This window comes from Photobacterium sagamiensis (assembly GCF_050337085.1).
GTDB lineage: Bacteria > Pseudomonadota > Gammaproteobacteria > Enterobacterales > Vibrionaceae > Photobacterium > Photobacterium sagamiensis.
In genome coordinates, this window is record NZ_JAKJSP010000014.1 from 59282 (window position 1) to 80523 (window position 21242).

At 46.3% G+C, this 21242-nt stretch carries 15 protein-coding genes; 5 read left to right on the forward strand and 10 right to left on the reverse strand.

The window, feature by feature from the left end:
* Nucleotides 1-79: 79 nt before the first annotated feature.
* Nucleotides 80-1519, reverse strand: a complete 1440-nt coding sequence (treB, locus tag L4D76_RS04915) for a PTS trehalose transporter subunit IIBC (RefSeq protein ID WP_428439824.1) — start codon at nucleotides 1517-1519, stop codon at nucleotides 80-82.
* A gap of 488 nt (nucleotides 1520-2007) precedes the next feature.
* Nucleotides 2008-2964, reverse strand: a complete 957-nt coding sequence (gene treR / locus L4D76_RS04920; RefSeq protein WP_428439825.1) for a trehalose operon repressor TreR — start codon at nucleotides 2962-2964, stop codon at nucleotides 2008-2010.
* 481 nt (nucleotides 2965-3445) lie between these two features.
* On the opposite strand from treR, the gene L4D76_RS04925 reads away from it, so the two are divergent.
* Nucleotides 3446-4612: a Card1-like endonuclease domain-containing protein gene (locus tag L4D76_RS04925; protein WP_428439826.1), complete on the forward strand. Its 1167-nt coding sequence runs from the start codon at nucleotides 3446-3448 to the stop codon at nucleotides 4610-4612.
* Between the two features lie 373 nt (nucleotides 4613-4985).
* On the opposite strand, the gene udp is transcribed toward L4D76_RS04925, so the two are convergent.
* From udp to L4D76_RS04960, 7 genes are all read right to left on the reverse strand, one after another.
* Nucleotides 4986-5753, reverse strand: coding sequence for a uridine phosphorylase (gene udp / locus L4D76_RS04930; protein WP_428439827.1), 768 nt, complete (start codon nucleotides 5751-5753; stop codon nucleotides 4986-4988).
* Between the two features lie 338 nt (nucleotides 5754-6091).
* Nucleotides 6092-8605, reverse strand: a complete 2514-nt coding sequence (locus L4D76_RS04935; RefSeq protein WP_428439828.1) for a zinc/cadmium/mercury/lead-transporting ATPase — start codon at nucleotides 8603-8605, stop codon at nucleotides 6092-6094.
* A 198-nt stretch (nucleotides 8606-8803) separates the two neighbouring features.
* Nucleotides 8804-9277 (reverse strand): response regulator, encoded by a 474-nt coding sequence (locus tag L4D76_RS04940; RefSeq protein ID WP_107285135.1) that lies wholly within the window; start codon nucleotides 9275-9277, stop codon nucleotides 8804-8806.
* Between the two features lie 9 nt (nucleotides 9278-9286).
* A complete protein-coding gene (locus L4D76_RS04945) occupies nucleotides 9287-10612 on the reverse strand; it encodes an ATP-binding protein (protein WP_428439829.1) in 1326 nt (441 codons plus the stop codon).
* Nucleotides 10613-10704: 92 nt separating this feature from the next.
* Nucleotides 10705-12120 carry an SLC13 family permease gene (locus tag L4D76_RS04950; protein WP_428439830.1) on the reverse strand — a complete coding sequence of 472 codons (1416 nt, stop codon included), beginning with the start codon at nucleotides 12118-12120 and terminating at the stop codon, nucleotides 10705-10707.
* 427 nt (nucleotides 12121-12547) lie between these two features.
* The gene (locus tag L4D76_RS04955; RefSeq protein ID WP_428439831.1) at nucleotides 12548-12970 is read right to left on the reverse strand and encodes a CBS domain-containing protein; all 423 of its coding nucleotides are present in this window, start codon (nucleotides 12968-12970) and stop codon (nucleotides 12548-12550) included.
* 436 nt (nucleotides 12971-13406) lie between these two features.
* Nucleotides 13407-14645 carry an OmpP1/FadL family transporter gene (locus tag L4D76_RS04960; RefSeq protein ID WP_428439832.1) on the reverse strand — a complete coding sequence of 413 codons (1239 nt, stop codon included), beginning with the start codon at nucleotides 14643-14645 and terminating at the stop codon, nucleotides 13407-13409.
* A gap of 604 nt (nucleotides 14646-15249) precedes the next feature.
* On the opposite strand from L4D76_RS04960, the gene L4D76_RS04965 reads away from it, so the two are divergent.
* A complete protein-coding gene (locus L4D76_RS04965) occupies nucleotides 15250-16209 on the forward strand; it encodes a LysR family transcriptional regulator (protein ID WP_428439833.1) in 960 nt (319 codons plus the stop codon).
* A gap of 88 nt (nucleotides 16210-16297) precedes the next feature.
* On the opposite strand, the gene L4D76_RS04970 is transcribed toward L4D76_RS04965, so the two are convergent.
* Entirely contained in the window at nucleotides 16298-17605 is a 1308-nt protein-coding gene (locus L4D76_RS04970; protein WP_428439834.1) for a DUF945 family protein, read from the reverse strand.
* Between the two features lie 228 nt (nucleotides 17606-17833).
* On the opposite strand from L4D76_RS04970, the gene L4D76_RS04975 reads away from it, so the two are divergent.
* The 3 genes from L4D76_RS04975 to L4D76_RS04985 all read left to right on the forward strand — a co-directional run bounded on the left by L4D76_RS04975 (nucleotide 17834) and on the right by L4D76_RS04985 (nucleotide 21224).
* The gene (locus L4D76_RS04975; RefSeq protein ID WP_428439835.1) at nucleotides 17834-19759 is read left to right on the forward strand and encodes an ATP-binding protein; all 1926 of its coding nucleotides are present in this window, start codon (nucleotides 17834-17836) and stop codon (nucleotides 19757-19759) included.
* A 20-nt stretch (nucleotides 19760-19779) separates the two neighbouring features.
* Entirely contained in the window at nucleotides 19780-20280 is a 501-nt protein-coding gene (locus tag L4D76_RS04980) for a response regulator (protein WP_428439836.1), read from the forward strand.
* Nucleotides 20281-20678: 398 nt separating this feature from the next.
* Entirely contained in the window at nucleotides 20679-21224 is a 546-nt protein-coding gene (locus tag L4D76_RS04985; RefSeq protein WP_428439837.1) for a hypothetical protein, read from the forward strand.
* Nucleotides 21225-21242 lie beyond the last annotated feature (18 nt).

Consider the following 21242-nt stretch of genomic DNA (forward strand, 5'->3'; position numbering starts at 1 on the left):
ACAGAAAATTGATTCAAAAGAAAATTTGCTTATAAAAACGGGGATAGCCCTGCCGCCAGGACTATCCAGTTATGAAGATTTAAATTGTTTGCGGCGTGTGCTCACTGTCCTCAATCTGACCCTTGGCCTGTGCACGCTTATAAAGCACCAGCGTTAAGGCGATGGGGACGATAATCGCTACCAGCATGGCAACCAGGTACACCATCCAGTACTGCGGCTGAATAGACAGAATGCCCGGCAGACCACCTACTCCGATGCCGTTGGCCATCACACCGGCACTACCACAAATCGCAGCAGCAATCGCAGAGCCAATCATCGCGGTTAGCATCGGGAATTTGTATTTCAGGTTGATCCCGTACATCGCAGGTTCTGTTACCCCAAGAAAAGCCGAAATTGCTGCAGGGACTGAGATTTCACGCTCATTGTGTTTTTTACTGATCCAGATAATACCGACAACAGCAGAGGCTTGAGCAATATTAGACAATGCAATCAAAGGCCAGATCGGTGTACCACCCATATCCTGCATTAACTGCAAATCGACGGCATTGGTTGTATGGTGAATGCCCGTAATAACCAATGGCGCATACAAAAAGCCAAAGATCATAGAGCCGAGCACGGCAAAGTCACCGGTCATCGCTATTTTTGCCGCATAGGCCACACCATTACCAATCACCCGACCAAACGGACCAATAAAGGCATGCGCCAGGATCACAGCCAGAATGAGCGAAATAAACGGCACGATGACTAAATACAGATAAGAAGGAATGATCCGTTTCAGATTCGTTTCAATCATTGCCAGTGCGATACCCGCAAACATGGCAGGAATAACCTGAGCCTGATACCCCACTTTTTCAATCACAAACCAGCCAAAGTCCCAGACTTCGGGCACTTGCTTACCTATCAGGTAGGCATTCATTAATTGTGGTGAAACCAGCGTGACACCCAGAACGATACCCAGGATCGGTGTACCGCCGAGCTTTTTCACCGTAGACCAACAGACGCCGACAGGCAGGAAGAAGAAAATCGCTTCACCAATCAGCCACAGGAAGGAATGCACTGTGGACCAGAACTGGCTGATTTCAACTAACGTTTTGCCATCGAACATGCGAATGTCGCCGATGACATTACGGAAGCCCAGAATTAAACCACCGGTAATAATGGCAGGTAAAAGGGGAACAAAAATTTCGGCCAGGTGGGAAATACTACGCTCAAGCAGGCTCATATTCTGACGAGCAGCGACTTTCGCTTCTTCTTTCGATGCGCCAGCATCGCCCGTCATATCCGATAGGATCTTATAGACTTCATCAACCTCTGTACCAATCACCACCTGGAACTGACCCGCATTGGTAAAGCAACCCTTCACCATCGGAATGGTTTCAATTTCTTTAACCTTTGCCAGATCCGTATCGTTTAGTACAAAGCGTAGTCGGGTAAGGCAATGACTTACGCTGGCAATATTGTCAGCACCACCGATGCATTCAACCAGGCGCTCGATGTGCTGCCGATTTATCTTACTCATACCGTTGTCCATCTCATGTTGTGAAGGGTACTTATCGTTGTTTAGCGTTTCCACTTGGCGGGAATGTTCCCACTTATGGTTATGATAATGGCAAAAGAATGGCAAAAACGAAATGGGAACATTCCCAAACCGTGAAAGAGTTCACAGAGTGCGAGAAAAAAGTGCTCCCCCCTATACCCAAGTAACCTCAAGATGCTCGTTTCAGCGAGAATTTCCAGGCGCTAAGGTCAGGCGCTGATTTGCAGATATAGTCGCTCTACATCAAAAATCATCAACGCAACATTAGTGCCTGGAAAACTCGCCCTTCGGGAGTGTTCCAGCCAGCCCACTCCTGTGTCAAATGCACTCAAAAGGACCGCTCATTCCTTCGCACATTTTCCTTGAATTGAACTGGCTGGCATCACTCTGAATCCTGCATCTTGAGGTAACTTGGGTATACATATTAGGATAGGAGGTAACTGCACTTTTTTTCTTATTATACTTTTTCTTTAAGGCGTAATGGCGAGTGTTGCTTGCTGCGTTAAATGCGTTATCGCACACTGACCTGACAGCTGCCTGATCAGCAAGTTTGCCGAGGCTTTTCCCGCCTCAAGATAACCGGGGTCGATACTGAAAGTATTGGGGAAAATAAATGATAGCAAATCGGTCGCCCCTACCCCTGATACCAGCACATCGCTGCGGTTTAATTCCTGCAGACGTTTAGCAACCCCCATCGCAAGAGTATCACTGGCACAGACAATGGCTTCTGTTTTCGGCCTTAATACGCTATCGGTCAGCGCATAGGCACTTTCATGACTTAGCTGGCCGGTCTGATAGTTCGGAGTAATATCGGCCGCTTTGCAATAGGTTAAATAAGCATTCAGGCGCATTTGACCCGTCGTTTTATCACTTGGGTCAACACCCACAAAACTGATCTCGCGCTTACCTTGTTGCTGTAAATGCGCCATCGCCTGCTCAATAACACCATGGTTGTCATACCCGACCGATGAAATAGTATCGGTATCAACGGCTATAACAACGGCTTTATGCTGTAACATTTCTACCGCGGTTAAATCGCAGCCGGTAAAACCAAACAGGATCACACCATCGACATTACGCTTTTGTAAAACTGCTAAATGTTCATTGGTTTTCTCGGCACTAAACTGACTTTCCATGATCACCGCATCATAACCAGCTGCATAGATAACATCTAAAATGCCGCTCACCGCTTTGTTCTCAGATGGTGAATCAAGACGAGACAGAATAATGCCGACAACTTTGGTGCTGCCACCTCGCATCGTCTGTGCTGACTTTGACGGCACAAAACCAGAGTCTCTGATCACTTGCTCAACCTTTTCACGGGTTGCCGCTTTTACTTTAGGATCATTGGTCAACACGCGTGAAACTGTGGATTTTCCAACCCCTGCTAATTTAGCAATATCCAGAATGGTGAGCTTTTTAGTCATAAATAGGTTCAGGCTAAGGTAAACCTCTTTATTGTCACTCTCAGCAACAATAATTCAATCATTTTCCTTCCAAACATCACAAAACCTTTAGGTAAACGTGCTTTTTCCACGAAAACGCTGCGTTTATACCCATAAAACATCTAAAAGGAGCCTTAATTAAATAGTGACAGAATCTCCACAACGGCAAATACTTAGTAACAACTCTGAATAAAATCCCTACTAGCAAAAAATGGCTTTAGCCAACATAAAACTGACACACAGCAAACAAAAAAAGGATCGATTTCAGATAAATTGAATTTTGTGCAATTATTTAGGCATGATATCGGGTATTGCATTGAAATACTGTTTTTCAATACCCATATCTTATTCTAAATATATAGATTAAATAATCTTGTGTTGGCATCCTCTTTTCTTTTTGCCTTTTAATGCCCACAAGAACTATCAGTCCCTGTTCATTCGGGGAAAGGCATTAAGGATTTTTATGATTACTCACGTTGGCGTTATAGACCAAGACCCCGTAAGACTTATTACCCCCTTATTAGACCATGCTATCCCGGCCGATAAGATGATTTTTATCGGTACGGAAAGCCAGAGAGAGCAGTACGAGCGCCTTGCATCAATACTGACACCCCGAGATATTGAGGTTGAATTTTTCCAGATCCCTGACTCCATCAGTATTACCAGCCTTCGTCAACGACTCAACGAGTTAGCAGATAAGCTCCGACAAACCCAGACTGAAGTCTGGTTTAATACCAGCTGTGGTTTACGTCACCGCCTGCTATCTGCATATGAAGTTTTCCGTTCTTTTCATTGGCCTATTTATGTCATCGAACCTTTCAGTGACGAAATGTGCTGGCTCTACCCTTCGGATCGCAAGCAACAGCAAGTTGAAGATCGTATTCAACTAACTGACTACCTCACTATTTTTGGTGCGAGAAGTGAGCTGCCCGAAACAACGGTACCGGAATCACTCAACAATCAGCTATGGGAGCTGGGACAGCGCTGGGCAAGCTCGGCACTGGAACTGGGACCAGGTTTGGCAACACTGAACTATCTGGCAACCACATGTCGAAAAGAACAGAAACTCGATGTTGGCCTGAGTGAAAAACAACAAGGTTATAGGGAGTTAGGCATGTTAATTGCCGATCTGCAGGATACCGGGCTGGCCACCTACGAAAAGGGTATTCTGACTTTCATACATGAAGATGCGCGTCGTTTCGCAAATGGTGAATGGCTGGAAAACCTGGTTCACAGCACGGTTCGTGCGATTCAGAATGAGCTGCCAACTATTCAGGATCACTCATTAGGGGTTCAGGTTTACCGTAAGATCGGAGACCGTGAAGTCCGTAATGAACTAGATGTCGCGACGGTTGTGAATAATAAGCTGCATATTATTGAGTGTAAAACCAAAGGTATGCGTGATGATGGTGACGACACGCTCTACAAGCTGGAATCACTGCGTGATTTATTAGGCGGCCTGCAAGCACGCGCGATGCTGGTGAGCTTCCGTCCTTTGCGTCATCATGATTTAGTACGCGCCCAGGATTTAGGCCTTGCTATCATTGGCCCGGATCAACTTGGTGACTTACAAACCCACCTTCACAACTGGCTGAAAGATGCCGGTGGCCAGACGCATAATATTGCGTAAACTAGAAACTAGAAACTAGAAACTAGAAACTAGAAACTAGAAACTAGATTAGGTTCATTTAAAAAGGTCGCAATTGCGACCTTCTTATATCTACAGTACCGCAAATACCAAACTGACTAATTATCTGGCCTCCCAGCGAACATTAATCAGGTTGGTATAACAGACACAAAAAAACCGATACATTAGTACCGGTTTTCATCTTGAATAGTGTGATAACTCATAGGATTTTTGCGCTTACGGCAGATATCCTGGAGTGGTTCTTAGTACGCCGTTAGTTGCCCTGAGGTCGAAGAGGAAGCCCGGAGTTTATAACTATAAATGAGGACTTCCGATAAAGAGATCAGGGCAAATAACAAGTAATAAGTAATAAGAATTACTCAGCCAGCATGCGACGAGCAGCTTCTACTACCACTTTGATCGAACGCGCTTCCGTCTCTTTCAGAGTCGCATGATCCGGTATCTCTTTCTGAGTACGGTTGATGATAACACCCGCAACACAACCTGCACGCAGACCAGAACTAGCACACATAGTTAACAGTGTTGCTGATTCCATTTCATAGTTCAGAACGCCCATCTCCTGCCACTCTTTCATTGAGCCCTGGAAACGACGAACAACACGACCTGAGAACGTATCGTAGCGCTCCTGACCCGGGTAGAAAGTATCACTTGAAGCCGTTACACCTGTGTGTACTGTTGCACCTTCTGCTTCTACTGCAGCTTTCATTGCTGTCGCAACATCAAAGTCTGCAACCGCTGGGAATTCCATTGGGGCAAAATGCAGGCTCGCACCGTCAAGGCGTACAGAACCCGTTGATACGATCATGTCACCCACATTGATGTGTGGCTGAATCGCACCCGTTGTACCAACACGCAGGAACGTACGGATACCTAATTGCGCTAATTCTTCAACCGCGATAGACGTTGATGGACCACCAATACCTGTAGAGCAAACAATCACAGTTTTACCGTCTAAAACCGCGCGATAAAGCGTATATTCGCGAGAGCTTGCTAGAAACTCAGGGTTATCCATCAGGTTCGCGATTTTTTCAACACGCGCTGGATCACCTGGAATAATAGCAAGTTCTGCACCATTAAGATCCGCTGTTGTCACACCTAAATGGAAAACTGTCGTCTCAGACATAATCATATCCTTTTATTGTTTGCCGCTCTGTATAGGGAAGTCAGAGGTCGTGGCTTTAAACTAATTTTAATGTTTAGGCAGTATTCATCGATTTTCATAAATAGATAAATACTCTCAAAACACCAGTTAACGATAACGGATAGAATCGCAACTTTAAGTGACAGCAGTCACAGATAATAAAATGAACCGATTTACAGGTTACATAAAACCGTGATCACCATCACCTTAAAGCGTTTGCTGTTGCCCTTCATCACAAATTAATTATAAAAAAACGGCATCACCGTAAGAATAGGTGATGCCGTTTATTTTGCGGTATTAATTTTGTGCGCTATCTCCGGTTATTTGTTCAACCGGCTTTCAGGGCTAAAACGCAACAAACGCAATGCATTCAATGTCACCAATGCCGTTGCCCCGCTATCTGCGAGTACCGCAACCCACAGACCCGTGACGCCCAGCAAAGTGGTTACCAGGAATATGCCTTTCAATCCTAACGCCAGAACAATATTCTGACGGATATTTCTGAGCGTGGCACGAGACAGTTCAATCATCATCGGAAGTTCCGACAAGCGGTTATGAGTAAGCGCCGCATCAGCCGTTTCCAGCGCGACATCTGTACCGCCACCCATGGCTATACCAATCGACGCTGTTTTCATTGCCGGGGCATCATTTATACCATCGCCGACCATTGCTACATTGGCTTTTTCGTTGGCGGTTTGTACTTCTGTTACCTTATCAGCAGGCAATAAACCGGCACGAAAATCGATGCCAATTTCCTCGGCGATAGCGGCGGCAGCACGGGGGTTGTCACCGGTTAACATCACCGACTGGATCCCCATCAGCTTAAGCTCTTTAATGGTGTTAGCGGCATCATCACGCAGGTTATCTCGCCATGCAATCACACCAATAGCAACGTGATCACGAAGTGCAACAACCAGGGTTTTACCTTCCGCTTCCAGTGACATTGCCTGAGCGTGTTGTTCCGCGGTTAATGCCACTGACTTAGGTAATCGATCTGCCGCACACAGCAGCAGGGTTTCACCGTCAATCACACCTTGAATACCGCGTCCGGGCAGTGCTTCACGCTCAGCGGCTTCAGTAACGTTCAATCCACGTTCTTCCGCAGCTTTAACAACCGCAACGGCCAACGGGTGCAATGATCCGGCTTCGACGGCTGCTGACTGGCGAAGTAATTTCTCTTCGTTACCATCCCAGCAGATCAGATCGGTCATCACGGGTTTACCCTGAGTTAAGGTTCCCGTTTTATCGAAAGCAATCGTGCCAATATGACCAAGCTGCTCTAATGCTGCACCGCCCTTAATCAAGGCACCACGGCGAGCAGCAGCGGCTAAACCTGATGTAATCGCTGCCGGTGTAGAGATCACTAATGCACAAGGGCAGGCAATCAGCAATAAGGTTAAACCACGATATATCCACTCATGCCATGATTGAGCAAACAGCAGAGGTGGGATCACAATAACCAGTGCCGCAAGCACAATCATTGCCGGGGTGTACCAGCGACTGAAGCGGTCTAAAAATCGTTCTAACGGCGCTTTACGTGATTCTGCATCTTCGATTAAGTGAAGAATACGATCAATCGCATTATCACCCTGCTCTGAGATAATGGTCAGGCGCACCACCTTATCAGCGACCAGTGAGCCCGCCATCACTTTATCACCCGGCAGGCGTTCGACCGGAACCGATTCACCGGTCAAAGCACTTTCATCAAAGCTCGCAGATATATCAAGCAATTGGGCATCAGCCGGCAAGCGAGAACCTGGCGCAATCTCAATCACGTCACCCTTTTTGAGATCTTCTGCTGCCACTCTTTTTTTCGTGCCATCAGAGTGGATCACAGTCGCTTCTTCCGGCACCAAATCCATCAGGGCTTTTACCCCGCTGCGGGCGCGTGACGATGCATACCCTTCAAGTTGTTCGCCGATCAAGAAAAGCAGCAAAACCATGGCAGCTTCAGCGGTTTCTCCTAAATACAACGCACCAATAGCCGCAATACTCATCAGGGTTTCAATAGAGAACGGTGTACCTGATTTCGTCAGATTCACGGCTTTTTTTACGATTGGGAGCAGCCCCAAAACGGTCGTCAGTGTGAAGGCAAGCTGACCATAGAATTCTGAACTACGGCTAATTAAGAATGAAACCAACATCATCAAGGYGATGATAATCACCGGCAGGTATTGCTTGATGAAACCGGGCTTTTCCTGCTCCTGAAGCTTTCTGCCTGTCACCAATTTAAAACCCGTTTCTAGTGCCTTGGCTTCAACCTCTGCGGCCTGCGAGGCTGATTGGCAGTTAACCACCAGTTTTTCTGTCGCAAACATGACCTTTGCGTGCTCAACACCAATGATAGTGAGAAGTGCTTTTTCCAGTTTACTGGCACAGCTCGGGCAATCCATACCAAGGATCTTCCAACTTTGGCTGTGGCCTAAATTCGATTGAGCTAATTGCTCTTCTGTATCCTGAAGTTCTTCTAAAGAAGGAGATGCGGCGGAACAACAACCAGTTGTACCGCAACTATTTTCCGCTGACGGTAGCGATTCTGAATGCTCGGGGACGGGTACGACGACGGCCGATGATGACAACGACAATTTTCCTGGCTTAGGCTTATTTAAACCTCCCGCAAGAGAAAAGGACGGATTAGCCAACTTATGGCCGGAAGCAGGATCATCAGAGCCTGATTCACCACCGCCTTCACTGTCACTCGACTCAACATGGGTTTCACTCGGACAGCAACATTCTGTTGCTGTGGCACCGACAACCTGTACCGTACTCGATTTAGCTGCGGTTGGTTTTACGGTATGAATATGAGTTTTCTTATTATTACATTGAGCACACATTGTGATCCTCCTGGTTACTCTTAATTGCACAAGATGGGTCTTACCAATGCGATAATTATAAACCTTTGAGTAATGTCCAAGGTCAACAAAAAAAGCCAAAACAATTTGCTTTGGCTTTTAATAAATATCTAGGGCCTGTTTATCTTTCAACATTGCAGCAATTATGTTGAAAGATAAACAAGCCCTAACCAGATACTACTATTGTAGTCGTCTGAAAATAACACTGTTATCGAGAATGTCGATCCACGGCTGATAATCGAAGCCCATGTCAAATACATACTCGGTGATCAGGTTTCGGGCTGAGGTGAGCAAGACTTCAGCTTTCCAGGGTTTTTCAAAATAGCTTTCAATCCGAGCCCGGTTAATCGCAGCGATGGTATCTTGGTGTGTCGCCTGACCGGTTAACAGTACTTTTTTGGTAAACCTGAAACGTGAGTCTTGTGACACTTCCGTTAACAACTCAACCCCGGTTTTACCCGGCATCACATGGTCGGATATCACCAGAGCCACATACTCCCCTTCTGCATCAAGCTCGTCCATCAGCTCTAATGCTTCATCCGCCGATTCACAATCTTCAACATGAAAATAGTCATTCAGCGGCGCTAAGTCTTTGAGTACGGCACTTAGCACTTCCCTTTGGTCATCAACGCAGATGATGTTTAGCTTTTCCATAACCGTCCCTTACGCAATAGGCAGTTTTATTCGAAATTTGGTTTTCTCTGGGTCACTTTTTAGTGCAATCGTACCGCCGTAACTGTTCACAATACGCTGTACGATAGACAAACCCAGCCCTAAGCCAAACGACAAGCCCCCTTTTTTGGTGGTGAAGTTTGGTTGAAAAATCTTTCTCCGTGTTGCTTCATCAATCATCGGGCCATTATTGCTAATGGTGATCAGCAACCGGTTTTTTGAATAACGGGTGATGATTTCAATCTGTGCCTCAGGTGTCTGCTCCATGGCATCACAGGCATTTTTGATGATATTAACCCACACCTGCACCAGCTCGGTCGCACTTGCAGTGATGGTCGGTAATACCGCCGGACGCAATACCACATTGACACGACGTAAGTTGCTCTGCAGCAGTGCCAGAGATTTGTGAATCGTATCGTTCACGTCGATATCCGACTGGCGAGCCTGATCACTGCCCCCCAGCTGTTTTACCGAACGCACGATACTGGCTGCATGTTTACCTGCAAGCTTCATATCATGCAGATCACGACCTATATCCCAATACTGCAAAGCATCATCAATATTAACCAACCAGGCATCAGGTACATCACCTTGCGGTAAAGCCCGCGCTAACTGGCGGGCCTGATCGCGAGTGAGGCAATGCTTTTCCTGCAACTCTTTTGCCCGCTTTCTTACCTCTGCGGAAGTGGATGACTGGCCATCACAGATCCCAAGATCTAAAAACGATGAGACTTCCGGCTTGTTCTCTTCAAGAAAATGGCAAATTGAGTTTTGGATCCCTTCCGTTTTACTGCTCAATACGCCAACGGCATTATTCAGTTCATGAGCAATACCCGCAGCCAGCTGACCTAATGTCGTCATTTGTTCAGCAGCATAAAGTTTTTGTAGGGCTTTTTCTTTTTCCAGCGCTTCCAAGCCTGTCAGCATTTGCCGTTGCGCCAGTTCATGAACCATCACCGGCATAAACTGCTCGATGAGTGATCCATACTTCTCTGGCTCAACCGCCTGGGTATTTAAATCAATCCAGGCGATTTCACTGTCTTTTTCCGCAATCACCGTGGTCGAGGCCACCAGCGTCTGAGCAAAATAACTATGCACGCCAAAATACATGCCTTGTTCAACCCGAAACACTTTCGCCGTTAAGCCACTATTTTCATTGTACAGGTAACCCGACAACTCACCTTTTTTAACCCAATACAATCTGTCGTTAAAGCCATCCTGCTTTAACGCCTGAGTGTTCGCACTGACCGATATTGTGCGCGTGCGATCCTGAAAATAGACATCGACAATGCGCTGTAATGCTTTCGGTTGATGCATGAATACGCCTTTCGTTCCTTAAAGTTGAGGATCTAGATACTAGGTACTCGATACTAGGTTCTAGATTCTAGGTTCTAGAACCCCGCCTCTCCTTAGATATGATCAATTAAATGTAGCAACCAAATCATCGCAAAACTTAAGGTCACACCGACCACACCAACAACTACCCCAATACGTGCCATCTGACTACTCTGAACATGGCCGGTAGCATGTGCCAGCGCATTCGGTGGAGTACTGATGGGTAACGACATACCCAGTGATGCGGCAAAAGTCACGACCAGGATCAGGGTGATTTCGCCCCCCAATGGCACCAGTGAGCTCATCGATGTACCCAAAGCCGCCATAATTGGCATCAGCAAGTTTGCTGTTGCGGTGTGAGACATGAAGTTCGCCATCACTAAACACAGCAGTGCAGCACCCGCCAGCACCGCATAAGGTGAGAAGTTATCAAACGGAATACTGTGTACCATCAAGCGTGCAAGACCGGTCCGATCGAGTGCCAGACCCAGTGCAATACCACCCGACACCAACCACAGTACATCCCATGAAATTTTCTTTAAGTCTTCTTTATTGATAATGCCGGTCAATGAGAACACCGCAACTGGGATCAATGCGACGGTGTATGAATTCATGCCATGGGACGAGCCCATCAGCCACAACAAAATAGTTAAACCAAAGGTGATATACACCGTGATCGCTTTAGGTGTTTTCAGGAACTTACCTTTAATGGTCAGCTCAATTTTTTCCTGCGTGGCCGGGTACAAAAAGTTAATCAGTACCCACGCAAACACCAGCATGACCGCGACAAATGGCACACCAAAGAACATCCACTCTCCGAAAGTGATCATGTTTTCTTCACTCAGGTACTTCAGAGCAATCGCATTCGGCGGTGTACCGATCGGCGTACCAATACCACCAATGTTCGCCGCGACGGGTACACACAAAGCGAACGCAATCTTACCCGGATCTTTATTGCCAAACAGAGCAATAACCGGAGCCAGAATAGACAGCATCATCGCCGTGGTGGCAGTGTTCGACATAAACATTGAGAAAATCGCGGTGATCAGCATCAAACCGAACATCACATACTTCGGCTGAGTCCCGAAAGGCTTCAGCAGTACACGGGCTAAGTTGACATCTAAGCGGTATTTCGTTGCCGCCATCGCCAGGAAGAAACCACCTAAGAACAGCATGATGATTGGGCTGGCGAACGTCGCCATGATGTCGCTGTAAACCAGCAAATCACCAAAATGTTCCTGTCCTTCCTCTTGTCGGAACAGGTAAAGCCCTTTATTCGAAAGCAACAATAACTCTAAAACGATGATGACCACAGAAGTCGCATAAATTGGAATCGGCTCAAGAACCCAGCACAAGGCCGCCAGCAAGAAGATTGCAATAACCCGCTGCTGGACAATTGTCAGCCCCTCAACAGGAAATGCGGATGCCGGCAGCAAAAGAATTAAAAGCGGGATCAGAATAGGTACGATGTACCTGATGTATTGACGCATAATGGTGTTATTCCCTTAAAACAAAATGTAAAAACGTCACTCATAACCTCTGCCTTCATTCCTTTTTTTTGGCTTATAAATTGGAATAACTAGCAGTGATTTATCGCCCGTGCGAACCTCCGTTCATCGTCGGGCGAATGATATATATCCAAACCACTTCAATATGCAGTGTTCATGTATATTGAAATAGTTTGGATATAAACCTTTCGCGTTAGTCATTCTGCTTCTTAATCCGCTTTATTTCATCGTCTCAGATCAATAATTTTGTGAAATATGAAGGGCTTTTGATCTATGTCTCTCGTTCCAAGCCTGCTATCAGACAGATTTTTATTTAAAAATGAGTTAAATCGCGACTTTAATCACAATAAATTTTTATTCAACAAAAAAAAGGCGCCAATGCGCCTTTCTTCAATAAGTGGTATGAAAGTCATACGGGATGTTTAAAGCACTCACCAATCTGATTACTGATAGCCGTTAACACATCGCGCCGGGTGATCACCCCCACCAATTTTCCATTGTCTGGATCGACGACCGGGTAGATTTTGGGTTTCTGAGCCGACATGATTTCTGCCAGCTCAATGATTGAATCTTCAGGAGAAACGGTCAGCACATCAGAACGCATACAATCTTGCACATTGTCTGTGTCCTGACAGTAGTATCCCACTTTCAATAACCGGTGGATCATGTCTTGCTCTGACAAAAATCCCACGACTTTCTTATGCTCATCAACAACCGGACCGCCAATTTGTTTTGCTGTTAATAGCTTATCCAATGCGACAGATAACGACATTTTCGGGTCGAATGTTACTGGCTTAAGCTTCATATAATCTTTAACTTTTAACGATTCCATGTATCCCCCTGAACCTATTGTTAATACCAGATAAACAGGCTACGAGCTTTTTCTTATGTCAAGATACCTGCCCCGTTAAATTAAGTGTCGTCTATTTCTTTAAAATTACTAAATGGAAATAACTAATTTCATCAATAGGTGTAACCGATTAACGGTAACAAAAGGAAAAGATATACCCGTACGCACTCGCTGAGTTCAGATCAAAGCGTGAAGAAATGATCGTTTCTTAAGGCTGGTCGATTAGCTCAAGTAGGGGCTACGAGACTGGTTTGTTGAGGTGGGAAAGCATTGCTGCGATAGTGCTAGAAAAAACGTTACATCTACGTTATTACGGCGAACCAATGCAGATCCCATCCGGTTTCGCCGGAGGGGATCTGTGCTGAATGATTCAAAACTTTAACCATTCAAAAGCTAGGGCATGTTTTCCAGGAACTTATTAGAAGCGGTAGCCAAGTGCCAGATTAATGATATGGCAATGCGCTTCACTGCTTCCGTTGACAACATAAGGCCCGACAGACTGGCTGACTGCCACATCACCAAGATCCAGATACTGATAACTCAGATCAAGACTCCAGCTCTGATCGGTCGGAGCGTAGCCCATACCAAGGGCATAGCGCACCTGGCGATCCAATGGCGGATCCACCTTATGGTCTTTTGTCGACACCGGCGACTCATCGTAACTGATGCCAGCCTTAAGGCTAAGCGCTTCGCTCTGCTGGTAGGCAACGCCAATAGCGCCTCCCCAGGTATTGCGCCAGTTTCTGTCGATCACGATCTGCGTATCACCCATGGTCAAGGTGTTTTCCTTCATCCTCGACCACTCATTCCATTTGATATCAGCCAGCAGTGACAGACGCTCAGTCAGCTGGTGATCGATACTGAACGACACCATGTTTGGCAAATTAAAGCCGGTCATCTTGGCATCGGTTGTTACCTTGTGGCCATCAATAACCATGTTGTTATCACCGCTAGGCTCAAAATCCACACCTGACAGATAACGCAAGCCCATCCGGGTGGTATCTGTCGGCTGATACATCACTCCTAATTGCCAATACGGCTGGAAATCTTCGAGTTCAAATGAGTTTGTCGAGTTGGGTGCGACATTAGCCGGCAGTTCATTATCCAGGTTCCAGGAAAGGTAAGCCACCCCCAGCGATCCGCCCAGAGACCAGGAATCGTTGATGCGATGCCCCAACGCGGCGGATAAACCCGCAATCTTGACATCAATCTTATTGATATAATTAGAGCCGACCCATTCAGAACCAAAGTCTGATTCACCACCGGCCAGGGGAGCAAAGGAGATGCCATAAGCCATGTTGTCGTTAATAGACGAAGCGTAGAAGAGCGACGGGACAGCCGATAGTCCCGCTGAGTAGTCAATATCCCTAGCTCGCACATCAGCGTCGGGACCAGTGGAACCTTCATCGTAAAAATGCAGCGAGTCCTCAAGTACCGTCACACCCGCGTATAGCTCCCGGCCTTGAAACAACCCCAGGCCAGCGGGATTATTGTAAGAGGCGGTGGCGCCGATATCTGTGGCATGCCCCGCGCCAGCGGTTGCGGTATATTCTGTAACCGCAACCAAAGTGTGGATGCCACCACCGGCCTGTGCCAGTACAGGAGCCAGCAATAACGCTCCTCCCCCCAAGTAACAAGATAAGCTATGACGATTCATTCAATTACACCTCATAACAGCTATTAATAACCGTAAAACAGCTGTGGTTAACCAGAATTGTCGCTAGCCTAGCTTGCCTCCCTCCTAAGGAGTAGATGCAAAAAGTGGTAAACCTTGTTTCACTATATGGAACAGCGGGGAATCGATGTGTTAGATGTGGGTAATGTGACTGCTCAAGATCTTCGACGCTTCGCATTCCCGGGGGGATCAGGATGCGGTTATGCTGTTCCATATTATGGAACAGTGATTGCCAGTAAGGGATTTTTGTCTCTTACCTCCGTTCTGCAAATGAGAAGTTGATCGCCGAACGGATCTATTACCTGTGAGTATCGCTGTTGTTATCTGAATACAGGCTTAATCGGATTGGCATTAACAGCCTTCTGCCAGAAAAGGAAAATGGCCGTCTGCCAACATGCCACAAATGAAGCTAACACTTCTCTTTTCTACAACAAGCCGAAAGTATACTAGACAGATTGCATTTCACGCTCCGCATTTAATTCATATCCAAAACAGATTTCGACTGAATTTTGATCCCACTCAGATAATATTCCCTCAGCAAATGTACACTCTGCGCACCAACTGTCTTACTGAATGATTTAACCCCATGAGCTCATTGAACCTCGACGATACCCAGCTGTTTATTCAGGTGATAGAGCACGGCAGTTTTTCCCGGACAGCGGAATATTGCGGTATTCCCAAGTCCACCTTAAGCAGGCGGATCCGTGAACTCGAAAACCACTTAGGTGTGCGTTTAATTCATCGCACAACCTGCCATTTCACCCTGACTGAGATGGGTGAAAAGTTTCATGATCGCGCGTTGCAGCTATTGCAGGATGTGGAAGAAACCAAGCTGATGTTAAGCCAGCAAAAAGTGCAAGTGTCAGGCCGGCTACGGGTCTTTGCCCCTATCATGCTCCACTATTTCTTCGCTAAGGAGATCACGGGGTTTTGCCGCGACTATCCAGAGCTGGAATTGGATCTTCGCTCTTTTGAATCCAACCCGAATGAGGTGTCGGAGCGCCGCTTCGACCTGTTACTCAACCCCGGCAAGCTTCAGGATTCAACCTTGATTGCCAAGCCGATTGCGACATTCCAGACCGGCTATTACGCCAGTCCCGATTATCTCAAATACGTTGACGAGCCTAAAGATCCAGAGCAGCTTATAACACATGACTGCATTTTCCTTAGCTATCACTCTGGCACCTCTCCGCACTGGCACTTTGACGATGGCGTCGAGAAAAAACGCCTTGTTCTGTCACCGAAGCTTACCGTCGATTCACCGGAATTGGCACTTCGCCTGACACAAGCGGGACTGGGCATCGCCCAACTGCCCAAAATGCTGGCCAACCCCCTAGTTAAACAGGGTATCCTGCAACCCCTGCTCAACGACCGTTACCAAAGCGCGACCCCCATTTATGCAGCCTATCAAGACCGTCAGTTTCAGCCGCAAAAAGTTCGCCTTCTAATGGAAGTCGTCGAGCAGACCATGCAGAAAACCATCAATATTCTGGAATCGGATACAAATGAACCCGGCGATGCCCAGAAAGTAAAAATCCCGCGATAACAGCGGGATTTTGTCAGCAATACCAAACGCAGCGCTGTTGAATGACGACATCAACAACGAACGCGAGCAGAGCCTGTTATCGAAAATGCTACATAAACAACATTAACAGCATGGCCAGCGGCAGTTGATCACCCGACGCCAAAATGATCTGGTCACCCTCAATCTTCATTTGCATTTTGTACTGACCGTTTTCTTTCACAACCACACCGCCTTGCTCCATCATCGCCGCTTTTTCAGACAAAATAGGATCTTCATCGACAATTGCCTGTGGCAAGACCAAGTTAATCTGCCCGGATAACTTCTCTGTGATTTGCGCGATATTTTCCGACGCACGAGCAATTCCCGGTGCAATTACCACATTGATGTTACTTTTCACATCTCCTTGCGGTGTCGTTACGCTTAAATCTTCAAGATTAAATGTCAGCCCTTTAGCCACCAGCAGATCAAGGGCTAATGAGGCTTCTTCAGCCTGCTCGGCTGTCATTTGATCGTCAAGCTCATCAGCCATGTCACCCAGGCGACTAATTGCACGATAGTTCAGATCAGCAAATGCCATTTTGAAGTTGAAATTGCTGAACTCTTCCCCTTCCAGCGATATTATTTTAGCAATAGTCACCGTATTCAGATTGGTGAGCTGTTGTTCTGCGGCATCAGATGTCGGATCGGGCTGGGTCAGGGTATTGCTCATTCCCAGCTTTACGTTCTCAACTTCAACACTCTTATCATTGACCTGATCAATAAAGCTCACGCTGTTAAGGGTAAAATGTTGGCTGCCAATCCAGAACTGGCCATCTAATACGCCGTTACCGCCCCCTACAAGCCCTTTCATAACCATGGCTTCGTCAGCCAGGGTGATAATCTCGGCTTCAGGTAAACGATAGCTGAACTCACTCGCCCCCTCAGCATCAACCGTACCTTCCATAACAAAAGCCTTGATGTCGGCTTTGGCTCCGGTTTCTTCAGAGTAAGAAACCGGGTTAATGGTGATGTTAAAGTCTGTCTTTCGGGTCAATGCCGTCGATGTGGTAAAGGTGATCGGTGCTACGCCGTCCCCCCATAGATCGGTGGCAATCGGTTGAAGCGCCTCATCCAACACCAAAGAGCTGACAGAGCTTACCCCAAACAGGCCATGTTTGACCTTATGTTCAATGTACCAGACGGTTGGTAAACCCTCATCTTCAAAAATCGCCTTAAAGGCATCTTTAATTTCTATCCGAGAAACAGCATCGGAAGATAAGTAACCACGATCATAATTAGCATTGATAATGCTGACGTAAGGGCTATCATATTTTCCAACAGTATCGAGATATATCCGCTCTCCTACCTGACCTGTCGCAAATGGCCAGCAGAGTGCAATAACAACAGCACCACCAGCCGCAGCTACTTTCTTCAGCATGTCGTATCCTGATTTAAAAATTCAAGTGAATGTATACCCAAACTATCTCAAGATTCGAGATTCGGCATCTTGAGGTAGTTTGGGTATAGTCTATTACAACTGGGAATATTCCTCTATTGATCAATCACTAATGAAACAGTTCTTTGCAGGTTTGTAATCAGCGTCTCAGTCCTTTTTGGTGAATTATCATACACTCTCGATAACGATATTTATTATAGGGATATGTGGGTGAACAGTTTTGTCATTTTATGCCTCGATGATGACCCTGAAGTGGTTGAACGATTAAGCCGGGATTTAGCGCCTTTTGCAAAACTGTTCGATATCGTTGGTGCCGACAGCATAAAAGAGGCCAATGAAACACTTCATTTTATCGAGCAAAATGGCCAACGGGCTGCCATGGTAATTTGTGATAACGAATTAGGAACCGATCAGGGCGTCGATTTTCTGATCCGCCTTGATCAGTACCCCGCCACCGAGCAAGCACGTACCGTTCTTCTCAACAACAGGCCGCAACTTGACGCCATCATGCAAGCCGTCAATGAAGGCCGTTTAAATTACTGCCTGACCAAGCCCTGGAATAAAGACGAACTCAATCGGGTTCTGGTTAAAGAGCTCACCACCTACATTCTCAAACACCCGGAAGAAGACTGGCTTAAATACAGTCAGGCGCTGGATCACCGCCGTATTCTAAAAGCCCATATCGACCGCCAAATGTCGAGTTTCCGTTCCGGTTTCATTCAAAATACCAACAGCCTGGATGATGAAAGCTTAGCAAATCAGGTCGCAGATGCGCTGCATGATTTTTTTGATGGTAATGATGAAAGCCGGGCCTGCCGTACCTACAGTGAAGGTCATTTGCTCACCACCGAGGGCGAACCCAACAGTTTTCTCTGGCTCATCACTCAGGGGGAAGTCGCGCTCTATAAGAAAGATAATGACGGCTGCAAACACGAAGTGGTCAGAGTGGGCCCCGGGCACTTAGTGGGCGGGATGTCATTTGTTACAGGTGAACCTTCCTTCTCTACCGGTATCACCCTCAGTAAAACCGATGTTATCAAGCTCGACCGCCAGTTATTTACTAAGGTTATGAACTCACGCACCGAGTTATTACCGCTGTTTACCAACTTACTGTTACGCAACTTCAACCGCCGCTTACAAGGCAGTATTAAAACAGAATTGCGACTACAGCAGACATTGAAATCGTTGGATGAAGCCTATCATCAACTGGTTGAGAAAGAAAAAATGGCCATGTTGGGACAGCTGGTTGCAGGGGTCGCCCACGAACTCAATAACCCGGTCTCGGCCATTTTGCGTGGCAGTGAAACCCTGAAAGAGACGGTCAGTAAACTCACTGAGTCTCAGCTTAGCCATGACAACCAAACCCGTGGTAACCAGATTCTGCAACAGGCCATGCAATCAAGGCCGTTATCAACCTCGGAAACCCGTCAGCGTGCCAAGCAATTAGAAGGACTGCTTGGTGATCGCCAGCTCGCCCGTAAAGCCGTGCAGATGGGCATCGATGATCATGACCATCTGACTTCATGGCTATTACCACAGAAAAACCAGTTAAAGCCGGTAATGAATGAATGGGATAACTATTACCAAATGGGTAATTTCTTACGTTCAATTAACGTCTGCGCGCATCGCATCGCCGATCTGGTGAAGAGTTTAAAAAGTTATGCCCGTCAGGATGACGAAACAACACATACGGTTGATGTGCACGAAGGTCTGGAAGACACCTTAGTCATCTTTGAAAACCGTTTAAAGCGTCATCATGTCACGAAAGAGTATGGCGACTTTCCCCCTATCACCTGTCAGCCTATCGCCTTACAGCAAGTCTGGACAAACCTTATTGCCAATGCATTGGATGCCATTGAAGAGCCCGGAGAGATCCATATTACAACCCGCTTTACTCCAGAGAGCAACCAGCAACAAATTGATATTGTTGTTGAAGATAACGGCAAGGGGATCCCCGAAGATGAGCAACAGCAAATCTTCGCATTGAATTACACGACCAAACGCGAAGGCAATTTCGGTTTAGGTATCGGGTTATCGGTTTGCCAGCAGATCATCAACCAACACGATGGACAAATTCGGGTGGAATCAGAACCCGGTCAATTTACTCGAATGATAGTCACGCTGCCGGTCAGGTAAATGCAGCTAAAGGAGAGCATATGAACAAATACCTCATCTTATGTGTCGATGACGAAAGAGAAGTACTGGACAGCGTTTTGCGTGATCTCAATACACTTGAAGAACACTTTATCATTGAGGCGGCGGAATCGGTGGATGAAGCAAAAGAAGTGCTGGCAGAAGCCATTGCGGATCATATCCCACTGGCATTGATTTTATGCGATCACATTATGCCGGGAGAAACCGGAATAGATTTTCTCATCGAATTAAAGCACCAGTCAGAAACCACCAGGGCACGAAAAGTATTGCTGACCGGACAAGCGGGATTAGAGGAAACCGTCCAGGCAGTCAATAACGCCAGTCTGGATTATTTTATTTCTAAACCCTGGAACGGCGATCAGTTAATCGATGTAGCAATTGATCAGCTAACGACCTATATGATTGATAATGAAAAAGATTTAATGCCATGGGTACGCGTATTGGATACCGGAAGGATCATGCAAGCACTGAGCAATAACCGCCTATCATTATCAGACATCTAATTGGCATACAACATTCCGAATGAACGCTTACAAATGAAGATTGATATCAAATAAATTCAGCAAGACTAAACAGATTAACCGATCAATTTGACACCAAGTTCGCGCTCTGGGGAGCATACAATGCTCCCTGTTTCTAACCCGATTTGGCTTTTAATCCGCGTTAACTCCAAATTATCTATAATTCCAGCCTTAGATGGTTATTTTTTAATCACTTATATGCTCTTAATCTCATTAGGTCTGGATGATAATCGAGTGGCAGATCACGCTTTTATGTGATTTTTGCTGCATTTTTACTCATACACACATCAATAATTCAACTAAATAGACCAAAAATCTATTATTGAATTTATTTGTCTATTAAAATGAGCGGATTATTTTCGCTCCTTGGACTAATTATCATGCGTAAATTTCTTTGTGCTACAGGCATCATGCTGGCATCTGTTTCAGCAGTCCATGCTGAGTCACTAACAACGATGAGTAACTTCAGTTACGATTACGCTGAGGCGCGTATTGGTATTAGCCCGCTAACTTACGGCGCAGGTTTCAGTAAATCTGTTCACCCAAATGCACATATTACCGGAAGTATCGATACGGAATTCGAGGATGACTGGGACCTTGCTCTGGGTGTTGGTTTCCACGCACCAGTTAACAATTGGGCCGATATCACCGGTCAACTTAAGCTTCGTAACGTAAAAAGTGAAAAGCACACTAGTTCCAGCGGTGAACTAGGCATGGAAGTGAATGTAGGTATTCGCCAGTGGCTTGGCCCGCAACTTGAAGTTGGCGGTCTGATTGGTCACACCAGCATTGATGATGATGAGAACACTATCGGTGCAATATACGCGCGATTCCATGCGACAGAGCTATTCTCTATTGGCGCAGAAGGTCGTTTCAACGACACTTACAACGACCATATCATGCTGACAACACGCTTCAAATACTAAATAAAGAAGCCCCACAAG

Excerpts from the sequence above, each read along its gene's own strand:
- treB (WP_428439824.1), bottom strand. The coding sequence starts at position 1,519 with ATGAGTAAGATAAATCGGCAGCACATCGAGCGCCTGGTTGAATGCATC.
- treR (WP_428439825.1), bottom strand. The coding sequence starts at position 2,964 with ATGACTAAAAAGCTCACCATTCTGGATATTGCTAAATTAGCAGGGGTT.
- L4D76_RS04925 (WP_428439826.1), top strand. The coding sequence starts at position 3,446 with ATGATTACTCACGTTGGCGTTATAGACCAAGACCCCGTAAGACTTATT.
- udp (WP_428439827.1), bottom strand. The coding sequence starts at position 5,753 with ATGTCTGAGACGACAGTTTTCCATTTAGGTGTGACAACAGCGGATCTT.
- L4D76_RS04940 (WP_107285135.1), bottom strand. The coding sequence starts at position 9,277 with ATGGAAAAGCTAAACATCATCTGCGTTGATGACCAAAGGGAAGTGCTA.
- L4D76_RS04945 (WP_428439829.1), bottom strand. The coding sequence starts at position 10,612 with ATGCATCAACCGAAAGCATTACAGCGCATTGTCGATGTCTATTTTCAG.
- L4D76_RS04950 (WP_428439830.1), bottom strand. The coding sequence starts at position 12,120 with ATGCGTCAATACATCAGGTACATCGTACCTATTCTGATCCCGCTTTTA.
- L4D76_RS04955 (WP_428439831.1), bottom strand. The coding sequence starts at position 12,970 with ATGGAATCGTTAAAAGTTAAAGATTATATGAAGCTTAAGCCAGTAACA.
- L4D76_RS04960 (WP_428439832.1), bottom strand. The coding sequence starts at position 14,645 with ATGAATCGTCATAGCTTATCTTGTTACTTGGGGGGAGGAGCGTTATTG.
- L4D76_RS04965 (WP_428439833.1), top strand. The coding sequence starts at position 15,250 with ATGAGCTCATTGAACCTCGACGATACCCAGCTGTTTATTCAGGTGATA.
- L4D76_RS04970 (WP_428439834.1), bottom strand. The coding sequence starts at position 17,605 with ATGCTGAAGAAAGTAGCTGCGGCTGGTGGTGCTGTTGTTATTGCACTC.
- L4D76_RS04980 (WP_428439836.1), top strand. The coding sequence starts at position 19,780 with ATGAACAAATACCTCATCTTATGTGTCGATGACGAAAGAGAAGTACTG.
- L4D76_RS04985 (WP_428439837.1), top strand. The coding sequence starts at position 20,679 with ATGCGTAAATTTCTTTGTGCTACAGGCATCATGCTGGCATCTGTTTCA.